The following is an 11,863-nucleotide window of genomic DNA, read 5'->3' on the forward strand; positions in this document are numbered from 1 at the left end:
CGCATTCGCGCCCTGCACCCATTCATGAAAATTCTCGTCACAGGCGCCACTGGCTTTATTGGGCGTGCTTTCTGCCGTGTTGCCCTTGAACGCGGCCATCGCGTGCTTGCCCTTTGCAGGGGCACTGCTGCCGCACTGCCCCCTGAGGTTGAAATCGCACAGGGGACGCTGGTGGACACCCCGTGGAAACAGGTGGAGACATTTGCGCCGGACGCCACGCTGCATCTGGCATGGCTGGCCACGCCCGGCTCCTACCTCATGTCGCCAGAAAATGCGGTGTGGCTTGACCAGAGCATTACCTGGTTTCAGCGCCTGCAGTCCATGAAGCCCCACCATGTTGCAGGAGCTGGCACCTGTTTCGAATATGCCGCCTCGGCACTGCCTTTGCAGGAGTCGCTCTCGCCGCTGGCGCCTCTTTTCCCCTACTCACAGGCAAAGGTGTCGCTGTTCCAATGGCTGCGGAAGGAAGGCGGCTTTTCCGCGATGCCCTGGACTTGGTTCCGCGTCTTTATTCCATATGGTCCAGGGGAGCACCCCAACCGCCTGACCAGCTCGCTCATCACCCAGTTGCGCGCAGGCAACCGCCTCTCGCTGCGAACACCGTACAGCTTGCGGGACTACATCTACATTGATGATGCCGCCCTGGCGCTCTGCCGGGCGCTCGAGGAAAAAATCACGGGCGCGGTCAATGTCGGAACAGGCCGGGGAGTTGTCATCCAGCACCTCGCCCAGCGCATTGCGGATGCGCTGGGTGTGGCCCCCTGCCAGGCACTTCCCACAGGAGAACCGGCACTGGATCCAACTCCCAGCATCGTCGCTGACCTCACACGCCTGGGAAGCATCTGGACTCCGAAAGTAAGCCTGGAAGAAGGACTGCAGCGCTTGATTGACAGCCTCCCTATGGCAACTTAGGAAGCGCGGTGAATCAGGCCCCGAGTACATCCCCTCCAGCACAGCTCTGGTGTCCAGGCTGCCACTCGTCTGCATTGGGAGAAAGCCTGTTTTTGCCTCAGCAGCCCGTGATCCTGAATTACCGCTGCGAGTCTGAAGCGGCCGCCAGAAACGTGGCCAGGCGTGACATGCGCCTCCGCGAATGCAACGCCTGCGGGCTCATCTTTAATGACATTCTGGATCTTGCCGCCATCCCGTATGATGAGCGCTATGACAACCGGCAGAACTTCTCTCCCAGCTTTACCACAATGCTGGAGCAGACTGCAGATCTCCTCGCCCAGCGTTACACAGCCAGAAACGGTGCGGTGCTCGAAGTGGGCTGCGGCAAAGGTGAGTTTCTCCGCCTTTTCTGCGCCCGCGCGCAGGTCGAGGGCATTGGCTTCGACACTTCGTGTGAGGCGGAGGGAAGACAGCCGGGTGAACGCGTGACGTTTTTTCAACGTTACGCCACCCCTGCAGATGTGACGGAGAAAGTCGATCTCGTGGTGTGCAGGCATGTGGTTGAGCACGTGCCTCAGATTGGTGGCTTCTTTCATTTGCTGCATGGCATCGCCGCCGCCGGCGGAAACTCCGCCGTGTATGTGGAGACACCGGCCTTCGAATGGATTGTCGAACAGCAGGCTTTCTGGGATGTGTTCTATGAGCACTGCAATTACTTCACCACCCACACGCTGCGACTCCTCGCTGAACGGGCCGGCTTTGCCGTGCTCGACCATAGGCGCGTCTTTGGCGGGCAGTATCAGGCTCTGGAGCTGCGTCCCCGCAGCAAAGACGCCGCCCCGCCAACGCAGCATGAACGGAGTTCCACTTTGCTGCCAGCTTTCACCGCTAGCCTGGCCGGCTCACAACGTGAGGTGTTGCGGCGACTTGAGGCTCATGGCTCGACGAACAGCTGGGCCATCTGGGGGGCCGGTGCCAAAGGAGTCTCTCTGGCCCAGACTTTCACAGCAACACCTCCAGCTTTCGTAATCGACTCCAATCCCAGCAAGCAGGGCATGTTTCTTCCCGGCTCCGGCATCCCTGTCATCGCCCCTTCTGATCCTCGCGTGGCGGACGTGGCAGTGGTTCTCGTCGCCAACCCCAACTATTTGGCGGAGATACGTGCGACCCTGGACGAACAAGGGACTTCACCGCAACTGCTGCCTCTTTAAGTCCATGCAACTCCACATCGACACCGACACGAATACGCTGACCTCCGGCGGTCAGCCCCTGCCGCTCTACAGCACCGAGGCATTCAAAATCATTTCAGACCTGTGGGTGAAGGTGGGCTGGAACGCCAAATATTCCTACACCTTCTCATGGCTGGGGCGTCCGATCATCCAGCTGCCTGAAGATGTGATGCGCATTCAGGAAATCATACACCGGGTGAAGCCAGACGTGATTGTCGAAACAGGCGTAGCCCATGGAGGCTCGCTTATTTTGTACGCCAGCCTCTTCGAGGCAATGGGAACGGCGGGCCAGGTGATCGGCGTGGACATCGAGATCCGCCCGCATAACCGCAAGGCCATCGAGGAGCACGCCTTGTTCAAGCGCATCACCCTCATCGAAGGCTCGTCAGCGGACGCTAAAACCGTCACCCAAGTAAAATCGAAACTGCCTCGCGGCGCCAAAGTGCTGGTCATCCTGGATTCCAACCATACCCGCGACCATGTCAGCGCCGAGTTAAATGCTTATCACGACATCGTCAGCCCCGGGTCTTACATTGTCGCCACAGACGGAATCATGAGCGAGGTGGCTGATGCTCCGCGCGGCGATCCCGGCTGGGTCACCAACAATCCGGCTCAGGCCGCCAGAGAATTCGCCGCCACCCACCCTGAATTCGTCGTAGAGCAACCCCAGTGGCTCTTCAATGAAAGCGCCCTCAACAGCAACGTCACGCACTGGCCCGGCGCCTACTTGCGTCGTTTGCAAGCGGGCCCTGAAGCAGGCTAACGCAGCCATTCCCGCTCCGCTTTTTCCAACAGCTCAGCGTCCGCGTAAAAAATGGCGCAGCCTGCGCTCAAATGAGCGGCCTGCATTACGCCACCATGTGTTCTTCTGCTGACGTTTGTGGGTGGCGGCAGCAGGCGGAACAGCCGGGGATTGATGGGACCATTTCAGGAATGCATCGTTCATCATGGCACGAACGCCATGGAACTGGTGCCCGTCTGTCCGGTTCTCCCAGTCCACAGCCACCAGTGCCGGAAAATCCGGGCAGTTCTCAGCGACCCATTCCGGCCAGAACATGCAGAGCATGATTCCGCCCAGATCATGCCGGGGTGTGGTTCGAAGAAGATAAGTATATAATTCGAAAAAACTGCAGATGGTTTCCGCCGCGCGGCCCATCTGATTCGACTCCTTCAGGCAAGGCAGCAGTTGCATGGCAAAGCAGTAGGCGAATTGCTCAACCACCGTTGACCGCTCTTTGCGGGTAGTATTATCCTCATGCCACCGATAGTAGGCCAGCACCTCCTGCACCTGGGCAAACCGGGCTCCACGCCTGAGCAAGGTCAGATGAAAATAGTAGTCCGCCACGCCGTTGAGACCGTCAGGAGGCGCCACACACAGCTCTCTGCGGTAAAAGGCAGCCGGAATGCAGAGAAAATGACGGTTCATCCACGATTCCAGGGCGTTATAGTCACGCGGTGCGTTGATGACATCCTCCATCCAACGCGTCCCCTCGGGGCGGCGGCCAAACGAATCAACCTGCTCGACATACCCGCCTGCCACGTCGGCTTCGGGATGCTTTGCCAGATAGTTCAGCAAAATCTCATGTTTTTTGGAGTCCAGATAATCATCAGCGGACAAAAATGAAAACCATTCGCCCAGACACTGCTCCAGGCCAAAAGCCCAGCCACCGCACATGCCCCGGTTTGCTTCCAGCCGGAAACTCTTGAGACGCGGATCATGATACTGTTGGATCACCTGCCACGAATCATCCGTGGAGCCGTTGTCCACCACGATGAGCTCCAGATCGTCATGTGTCTGCCCCAGCACGCTCTCGATGGCACGTCCCACGTACTGCGCATAGTTGTAGCAAGGGATGAGAACGGAAACTCGCGGGGCTGGCATTTGGAATCAAAAGCTGAAAAAGATTTCTTCTATCCCTCGGTTGGCCTGATCTTCAAGGCATTCCGCCCACGGGATGGTACAACGCCGGGTCTTTATGAAGCAGCAGCTTGGGGCTGACTCCTCTCACAATGCGGAAGCAGTCATCCGAGAGCAGCCTGGTGTCTTTGAACGCGGCCATGTTGAAGCCGTGGGGCGGGCCCTCGAGATAGACACTGTCGCAGGGGATCAGCTCCACGGGCGAGCCCTTCATGTCCTGATTGGCGTTAAAGTCGCGCACCGCGAAGACGCTGTATCCGAGTCCAGTCAGCCATTGCACCACCTCAGTGCGGTGCAGGCCGTGCGTCCAGTCCACATAGTTACGATGGATCTCAAAGACCAGATTGGGCGCTTTCCCAGGCGGCAGCGTGAGAAAATCCCCCGTTCCTTTCAGCGCCATTTGTTCCGCACCTTCCAGATCCAGCATGATCAGGTCCACCTCTGTTAAATGCTGCGCGCGCAGGTAGTCGTCCAGCCTCACCGTTGAGATGCCTGTGGAATCTCCGCCCGCATCGTCCTCCATCATCGTCGCGTATGCATCCTGGCCGGAGAGCCGAAGCCCCTCGCGCTTCGAATCCCAAAGCCCCTCGCCATTGATCCGGACATTGGACAAGGCATTGAGCGTCACATTGTGCTCAAGCATGCTGCGCTGGCTCGAATCCGGCTCAAAAGCATGCACCGTGCCGCCGCACCTGGCCATTTCCTGAGCCACCAAGATGGTGTGATCTCCAAAATAAGCCCCGCCAATCACCGCGCTGCGTGCGCCACGCGCCAGACGCACCAGCAGCCGGGTCGTCTGCGGCTCCCAGACATGATCTGGCAGTTCAGGATCACTCATCACGAACTCCCGGGCGATTTTAGAACGGTAGAGGAATTGGAAAATCGTGCCGTCGTGCAGTTCTTTTTGCATCACCTCATTGTCCAGATGCACGGAATCCACCAGCGGTCCGCTGGCCTCTTCACGCAGGTTGGGACGTACGATGCGGGCGGCTTTTTCCCATTGCACGATCGTCCGCACGAACGATTGCCGCAGTTCGGGATCCTTGCGGATTGTCTCCAACGTTTTGAGGACGGAAACGCCCTGTGGGGTGCTTGCTGCCATAATTTATTTGTTACCTCTCACCAGTTTTCGAATCGTGCGCTCAAATTTTCGTCCAGCTTCCCGCAATGGTCCCCGTTTCTTCGGAGGCCCCTTTTTTTGCGGAAATTCCGTCAGGTGCTCATGTTCCTTTTTTGGGAAAATCGACTTCAGGCATCCGCCATCCACGATGGCTTTCAGGGCATGCAGAGGGGGCTCCGCCTGTCCGGAAGCCCAGTCCAGAGTGAGTACGGCGTGGTAGTCTGCACAATTTGCCACCACCCAATCTGGCCAGAGCATGCATAGCATCATGCTTTTGACTTGCTGCGGCGTGGATGCTTGAATCTGCAGATAATAATGATCAAACAAGAAGGTGATGGCCGCAGTGGCCAGATCCTCCTGCCCGGAATCCCTCAAATAGGGCAAAAACTGCGTGGCAAAACAGTAGGCGAACTGCAGTGGAGCCGTGGACTGCTCTGTCGCGCTTCCGCTGGTGTTGCTGGTATGCCAGCGGTAGCAGGCCACCACGTCCCGCAACTGAGCAAAGCGGCATCCGCGCCTCAGCAGCCGCACATGAAAATCATAGTCGCTGACCGCATTGATCCCTCCGGTTGGCGGCGTGCACTGGCTGCGCCGGTACAGTGCGGCAGGGATGCAAAGATAGTGCCGCATCAACCAGGAATCTCCCCTGTTAAAATCACGTGGCTCGTTGATGATTTTTTCCATCCATGCATGCCTCTTCCACGGGCACCCGTTCTCATCCACCTGCGTAACGTAGCCACCGACCACATCCACCTCCGGGTGCGCCGCCAGATACTGCAGCAGGACCTCATGCTTCTGGGGCATCAGATAGTCGTCTGCGGACAGAAAGCTGAACCACTCCCCCGTGCACTGCTCCAGCCCAAAGGCCCAGGCCTTCACGATCCCCTCGTTTTTCTCAATCCGAAAGGTCTTGATCCGCGCATCCTTGTAACTCTGGATCACCTTCCATGAATCATCCGTGGAACCGTTGTCGATCACGATCAGCTCCAGGTCCCCGTTCGTCTGCGCCAGCACGCTCTCGATCGCCTGACCGACGTAGTGCGCATAATTGTAGCAGGGGATCAGTACAGAAATCATGGGAGAAGTCACATTGTGCAGGGCATCCGGTTGTCGGTTGTCTCTCACCGCACTCGTTTGAGGTAGCCGTCCAGCCCTTCACTGATCATGCCCTTTGCCGTGAGAAACTGGTCGAGTTCAAAGTCGTCCCGCTCAGCCAGAAACTGCCGTGCGGCCGTGCAGGGATTGTCACCCACATCCCAGGGGCGGTTGTGGTAGTAGCCTTTGGGAAAGAACTCGATGAACGTGTCCGGCAGGATGCAGTACGAGCCCACCGTCACCAGATTCGCGTAAAGTTTGAGCTCCTCGTACACGTGCTGGTGGGTGTGGTTGGAGTCAAGAATCACCATCACGGTCCTGGCTCCGGCAGCCAGTTCCTTCACCCGGGCAAAGACCCCTGCATCGACGGAGCTGCCCTCGATCATCGTGATATGCTTCGACATCGGGTGCGCGTCAATTTCCTGCCGGTTGTGCTCCCGGATGTCGATGTCCACGGCCACCACCCGACCATTCTCAATGCCTATCATCTGCTGCATCGACGCCGAAAAAATGATGGAACCGCCGTGCGCGATACCGGTCTCAATGATCAGATCCGGCTTGAGCCGCCACATGAGCTCCTGCTGGATGACCATGTCCGTGGGAAACTTGATGATCGGCCGCCCCATCCATGTGAAATTGTAGGTATATTTGTAGCGGTCCGCATGCACCATCCACTCGATGGATTTGCGCTTCAGCTCTTCATCCTCCCCCATGCGGATGATGTCAGCATGACGCTCATCGAAGAATTGCTGAACGGCGGGATGTGGCGGGCGGCTCATGGAAGGCGTGTCAGGTAGGCAGCAGGAACGCTGTCATAGAGGCAGATTAAAAACGCTCAAGCTCTTTAAGCATCATTCCGCATGCCATTTAGTTTTTCTCAATCACACGCTTCAGAGCAGACGCGGCCCTTTTGGAAGCCATGCCGCACCCACCTCCCCACAGCAGCAGCTGCGCGAATGCTCGGGGTGTCCACATGACGCGCAAGCAGGCGCGCGCACCCAAGCATCAAAGGAAGTGTGACGAAAAGGCAGATGATGATGGTCAGCGGATAAGACACCCCGCGTTCATCCAAATATAAATACAGACCACAGGTGATCGTGGGCAGGATGATGAAATGGCAGCCGTAAATGGCATAGGACAGGCGGCCCAGCAGACGCGCTGGGGCGCTCAGCAGCACGCCTCTCCCCCACCCCGCCAGCACCAGCAGGAAGAGCATGAAAGCTCCCAGCATCGGATACCCCCCGCCGAGCCTGGGGGTGATCGTCGGCAGGAGGCGGTAAAGCGTTTCACCGGCACTGCCATAATAGGGAAAACTGGCAAACACCACCGCGACGACGAGCCATGAATAGCGCAAAGGTTTGCTCTGCCAGCAGCGGGCCAGCAGCCCTGGCATGTGCCAGACTTCGGCGGCCATCATGCCAAACACGAAACCTTGCAGCAGCAGCCAGTGTCCGGCAGGAATGATCTGTGAATCATAGCCGCACGCCCTCATCATTTCTGGCAGCCGGCCCAGCACCATCAGCATGCCGATGAGCACCGGCAGACGCCCCCATGCCAGCCGGGTCAAATGGGCCGCCATGCCAAAGACCATGAATGAACCATAAAGCTCCAGCTCAATGGTCCAGAGGGGAGGATTGAAGGAGACGCCATAAAAAAACGGGCCGGTCGCCAGGGCGGAGATGTCGTGTGCCTCGATCTCCTTGGGCCAGAAATAGGCCAGCCAGCTATTGTGCAGGCGTGCTGCGGCAGTCTGCGTCACAAACCACCCCTGCCACCAGCAAAACATGCCGGCCAGTTCAGTGACGATCACCATGCCGCCCAGACGCACCGGTCGTTTCAAAGCCGCTGTCAGCAGATCCTGGTTCGTGAAACGCTCTCCAGGTGCAAGCTGGCGCACAGTCAGTACAAAACCGCTCAACACAAAAAACATGCAGACTGCCAGATGCCCGGATGTCAGGAGGTGCAGCGGCGTGCTCACAAACAGTATTTCCCAGGAAAAATGTCCGTCTTTGGCAAACACCGCGCCCGGCAGAAAAATGCCGGCGAAGTGGGCCACCACAACCACTGCGGCAGCAATGCCTCGCAACGAGTCCAATTCCTCGAAACGGTGCACGGAGGATGCTTGCTTGTCGGCCATGGCTGCATAAACCGCAGTTGGCGGCGGTGCACAAGCACACAGAATGACCTCGGAAATCCCCTCTTTCCCCTGCTACGGATCGGTTTGATCAGCCATGAGCCATATGTTCTTGTATTGCTCATGCCTCGGCTGCATGGAGGTCTTTACGTGAAAGGCACGACCACCATCTGCCATGCCCCCTCCATTCTTCACCATCGTCATTCCCACCTGCAATCGCGCCGGGCTTTTGCAGGCCACGCTTGATGCCGTTCTCAGCCAGACGTTTGGGGACTTTGAAGTGATCGTGCAGGACAACGCATCCACGGATGGCACTCGGGAGCTGGTGGCTGGCCATGCAGATCCCCGCCTCAGGTACTTGCGCCAGAAGGAGCTGGTTCATGTGGGGCGCAATTGGGCGGACGGTGCTGCCGCCGCAGTTGGTGAATACGTGATCATCAATCAGGATGACGACCTGCTCCATCGGGATTTCCTGCTGCGCTGCCACCAGGCCGTGGCCGGCAGGAAGGATGTGGCCATGTACGCCGCCCCCGCCTGGCGGGAGGAACGCGGCAGGGGCTACAAAGCGAGGCTGCTGCGTACAAACGAGGGCTATGTGCATGACTTCCTTCTCAAGGATCAGATCCTCTACATGGACGGCCCGCGCATGGCAGTCTCCCTCCTGAACCTGGTTTTCTACTTCCTTCAGCCCTCGGTTGCGATCCGCCGTGAAACCATGCTCCGCTCTGGAGGCTACGAATCCAGGGCGGACTGCCAGTTCGACATCATGACACAGGCCAGAGTCCTGATGCATGGCAGCCTCGCCTATGACCCCCGCCCCGGCGCCATGTATCGCGATCATGAGGCCAACACCTGGAAGACCTATTCCCGGTCCCTGCGCAAAAAACTGCTGTCACAAACGCTGGTGTTGATCATCGCGGATCTTGTCAAGGCGGGCATTCCATGGGAGCAGCACCTGGATGCAGAATTGAAGGGATGCTCGAAACGCGACCTTGAAAAGGCCTTGAAAGACTGGTGCTGGTGTGGTGCCCCTGCCATTTTGACAGAAAAGGCAGCTCAGGAGCTGCGGCGTCGCCAGCCCTCTGGCTCCTCCTTGATCTTTAACGCCCGGTTGATCCGCAAGCTGGGATGGCGCTATTTGAAACAGCGCTTGTCGAAGACCAGGACCTAGTATCGAGGGGATTCAAATCGTCCTTGGTGTTTGCGGCAGCGCCGCAGCCGGCTGCAAACCTTTCGTTGGACACAGCCCCCCGCCTCAGGTTAAAACCGGCATCAGCTCCATCTCACTCAGCCACAGTTTGAACCCCCTGTTGAAATTCCTTTTGGGCAAACTGCTCAAAAAAACCAATCCCGCGAGCCTGGCGGCGCTCAAAAAGCTCCTTTCCTATGCCCGCACGCAGTGGCGGCGGCTGGCCACCGGCCTGGTATTGAGCATCGGCTCCGGAATGTTCAATGCGTTCATGCTTCTGTCTTTCAATGTGATCTTTTCGATCGTCTTGAAAGGAGACTCCCCCGTCCTCGAAAAATCCCTGCCGGTTCCCTTTGTCGGCATGGTTTCCCTGCGGGAGGCGCTCCATCTCCCCCTCAAGGGCGAGAAGGCGTCCTTTTACTCGGTGGTTCTGGCCAGCGCCTTGATTCCCTGCATGATTTTTTGCCGAGGCTTTCTCGGCTATCTCGCCACACGCTCCTATGTCAAGGCCTCCAGCCACATCCTCTTCCGCATTCGCAATGATCTCTACGCCGCCATTCTCCGGCAGTCGATGGTCTTCTTCAACCGCTCCAAGGCTGGGGAGCTCATCCAGGTCGTCTCACTTCAGTCCACCGCTCTGCAGGTGAACGCCCTCGCCTTGGTGCAGGCGATCACGCGGCATCCCGCCATGATTCTGTCCACCCTCTCGGTCATCTTCACCATCGATCCGCTTTTCACCTTCATGTCGTTGTTTGTCTTCCCCCTGTGCATCATTCCCGTGCGCATGATCTCCCGGGCGGTCAAGAGCAGCGGTCAGACCGAGTTCAACGCCTCCTCGGACATGCTCGTGAGCATGCACGAAGCCTTCGGCGGCATTCGCCTCGTCAAAGGAAACTCCAGGGAGGACTATGAGCTGGCGCGTTTCGAAAAAGGCAACAGGGCCAGTTCCATTGACGCCATTCGCTTCAACAAGCTCACGGACCTCAGCGGCACCGTGGTTGAAACCGTCGCCTCCCTCGGAATCGCCGCCGGTCTGATCTACTGGTGGCACCTCGATAAATCAGCCGCCGACTTCATGTTCCTCGTCGTGGCCCTCATCGGGATGTACCCGCCCATCAAGGAGCTCAGCCGTGTCGGCATGACCACTGAGCGCACCCTCTCCGCCTGCCAGGAGGTATTCAAGCTCCTGGAACGGGAGCCTGACATCAAGGACCGTCCAGATGCCCTCGCTCTTCCGCGCACCACCGGCAGTATTTCCCTGCGCAACGTCACCTTCACCTACGTGAAGCCAGACGGGGAAAAATATGACCGCCCGGCTGTCAGAAACGTCAGCCTGGACATTGAGCCAGGAAAATTCTATGCGCTGGTCGGCCCCAGCGGCTCGGGCAAAAGCACCCTCTTCTCCTTGTTCCTGAGGTACTACGATGTGGATGACGGCGTCATCAGCATCGACGGCCATGACATCCGTGACGTCACGCAGAAAACCCTGCGCGAAAACATCGGCATTGTCAGTCAGGATGTCTTCCTCTTTCACGACACCATCCGGCAGAACATCCGCTATGGCCGGCTGGAGGCCACGGACGAGGAGATTCTCCACGCCGCCACCCAGGCTCATGTGGATTCCTTTGTGCAGGAGTTCCAGGAAGGCTACGACACCGTCGTGGGAGACGGCGGCTCCAAGATCTCCGGCGGTCAGAAGCAGCGCATCTCCATAGCGCGCACCATTTTGAAAAATGCCCCAGTCCTTCTGCTTGACGAGGCCACCTCCGCGCTCGACACCGAAAGCGAGCGCATCATCCAGGAGGCCATCCATGACCTCACGGCCGGGCGCACCGTCATCGCCATTGCCCACCGCCTCTCCACCGTGCTCGCCGCCCATAAGATCATCGTCATGCAGGAAGGCCGGGTCGAGGCCATTGGCTCCAATGAGGAGCTGCTGCGCAGTTCGTCGCTTTACCGGCGCCTTTATGAGTTGCAGTTTAACACCTCTCCTGATGCAACTCTGGACGCATCCATGGCCTAAGTACCATGCAATCAAACAAACATGTGTCCGAGCTCATGTTTGGACATGGGCTTGTAGTGGAATTGCCTGCAGGCATTTTTTCTCATGGAAAAAAGCCGCCTTCATTTCACGATGCAAAGCCCCTCCTGAACTGGAAGAGACTAGGCAGTGTTTTAAAACTTCTTGAAAGGCTGCATCCAATCGATGACGGCGGCAAAAGCCAACAGAGAGGTGAAGTGCAAGGCAAGTTTATCGCGGCGCAATGACAAGCAGGCCCAAAGCTTG

Annotated in this window: 10 protein-coding genes; 5 read left to right on the forward strand and 5 right to left on the reverse strand. The window is 58.0% G+C overall.

All coding sequences use genetic code 11. From position 1 onward, the window contains the following. Positions 1 to 24: 24 nt before the first annotated feature. From WAW39_RS18070 to WAW39_RS18080, 3 genes are all read left to right on the forward strand, one after another. Complete coding sequence (locus tag WAW39_RS18070; protein ID WP_422320588.1) at positions 25 to 912, forward strand: NAD-dependent epimerase/dehydratase family protein; 888 nt, start codon at positions 25 to 27, stop codon at positions 910 to 912. Positions 913 to 1,019: 107 nt separating this feature from the next. Further along, a complete protein-coding gene (locus WAW39_RS18075) occupies positions 1,020 to 2,102 on the forward strand; it encodes a class I SAM-dependent methyltransferase (RefSeq protein WP_422320589.1) in 1,083 nt (360 codons plus the stop codon). A 4-nt stretch (positions 2,103 to 2,106) separates the two neighbouring features. Beyond that, positions 2,107 to 2,883: a cephalosporin hydroxylase family protein gene (locus tag WAW39_RS18080; protein ID WP_422320590.1), complete on the forward strand. Its 777-nt coding sequence runs from the start codon at positions 2,107 to 2,109 to the stop codon at positions 2,881 to 2,883. Between the two features lie 33 nt (positions 2,884 to 2,916). Here WAW39_RS18080 and WAW39_RS18085 read toward each other — a convergent pair whose 3' ends face one another. The 5 genes from WAW39_RS18085 to WAW39_RS18105 all read right to left on the reverse strand — a co-directional run bounded on the left by WAW39_RS18085 (position 2,917) and on the right by WAW39_RS18105 (position 8,390). Next, positions 2,917 to 4,002 carry a glycosyltransferase family 2 protein gene (locus WAW39_RS18085; protein WP_422320591.1) on the reverse strand — a complete coding sequence of 362 codons (1,086 nt, stop codon included), beginning with the start codon at positions 4,000 to 4,002 and terminating at the stop codon, positions 2,917 to 2,919. Between the two features lie 52 nt (positions 4,003 to 4,054). Beyond that, complete coding sequence (locus WAW39_RS18090) at positions 4,055 to 5,140, reverse strand: FkbM family methyltransferase (RefSeq protein WP_422320592.1); 1,086 nt, start codon at positions 5,138 to 5,140, stop codon at positions 4,055 to 4,057. 3 nt (positions 5,141 to 5,143) lie between these two features. Then, positions 5,144 to 6,235, reverse strand: a complete 1,092-nt coding sequence (locus WAW39_RS18095) for a glycosyltransferase (protein WP_422320593.1) — start codon at positions 6,233 to 6,235, stop codon at positions 5,144 to 5,146. Positions 6,236 to 6,279: 44 nt separating this feature from the next. Then, complete coding sequence (locus WAW39_RS18100; protein WP_422320594.1) at positions 6,280 to 7,032, reverse strand: cephalosporin hydroxylase family protein; 753 nt, start codon at positions 7,030 to 7,032, stop codon at positions 6,280 to 6,282. A 98-nt stretch (positions 7,033 to 7,130) separates the two neighbouring features. Continuing rightward, entirely contained in the window at positions 7,131 to 8,390 is a 1,260-nt protein-coding gene (locus tag WAW39_RS18105; protein WP_422320595.1) for an acyltransferase family protein, read from the reverse strand. A gap of 172 nt (positions 8,391 to 8,562) precedes the next feature. Here WAW39_RS18105 and WAW39_RS18110 point away from each other — a divergent pair, with 172 nt between their 5' ends. Further along, the gene (locus WAW39_RS18110; protein ID WP_422320596.1) at positions 8,563 to 9,558 is read left to right on the forward strand and encodes a glycosyltransferase family 2 protein; all 996 of its coding nucleotides are present in this window, start codon (positions 8,563 to 8,565) and stop codon (positions 9,556 to 9,558) included. 139 nt (positions 9,559 to 9,697) lie between these two features. Then, the gene (locus tag WAW39_RS18115; RefSeq protein WP_422320597.1) at positions 9,698 to 11,599 is read left to right on the forward strand and encodes an ABC transporter ATP-binding protein; all 1,902 of its coding nucleotides are present in this window, start codon (positions 9,698 to 9,700) and stop codon (positions 11,597 to 11,599) included. Positions 11,600 to 11,863: the final 264 nt, after the last annotated feature.

The sequence above is a fragment of the Prosthecobacter sp. genome (assembly GCF_049294395.1).
GTDB lineage: Bacteria > Verrucomicrobiota > Verrucomicrobiia > Verrucomicrobiales > Verrucomicrobiaceae > Prosthecobacter.

What these genes read in the sequence shown, in the direction of transcription:
- WAW39_RS18070 (WP_422320588.1), top strand. Translation starts at nt 25, where the DNA reads ATGAAAATTCTCGTCACAGGCGCCACTGGCTTTATTGGGCGTGCTTTC.
- WAW39_RS18090 (WP_422320592.1), bottom strand. Translation starts at nt 5,140, where the DNA reads ATGGCAGCAAGCACCCCACAGGGCGTTTCCGTCCTCAAAACGTTGGAG.
- WAW39_RS18100 (WP_422320594.1), bottom strand. Translation starts at nt 7,032, where the DNA reads ATGAGCCGCCCGCCACATCCCGCCGTTCAGCAATTCTTCGATGAGCGT.
- WAW39_RS18105 (WP_422320595.1), bottom strand. Translation starts at nt 8,390, where the DNA reads ATGGCCGACAAGCAAGCATCCTCCGTGCACCGTTTCGAGGAATTGGAC.
- WAW39_RS18080 (WP_422320590.1), top strand. Translation starts at nt 2,107, where the DNA reads ATGCAACTCCACATCGACACCGACACGAATACGCTGACCTCCGGCGGT.
- WAW39_RS18085 (WP_422320591.1), bottom strand. Translation starts at nt 4,002, where the DNA reads ATGCCAGCCCCGCGAGTTTCCGTTCTCATCCCTTGCTACAACTATGCG.
- WAW39_RS18095 (WP_422320593.1), bottom strand. Translation starts at nt 6,235, where the DNA reads ATGATTTCTGTACTGATCCCCTGCTACAATTATGCGCACTACGTCGGT.
- WAW39_RS18110 (WP_422320596.1), top strand. Translation starts at nt 8,563, where the DNA reads ATGCCCCCTCCATTCTTCACCATCGTCATTCCCACCTGCAATCGCGCC.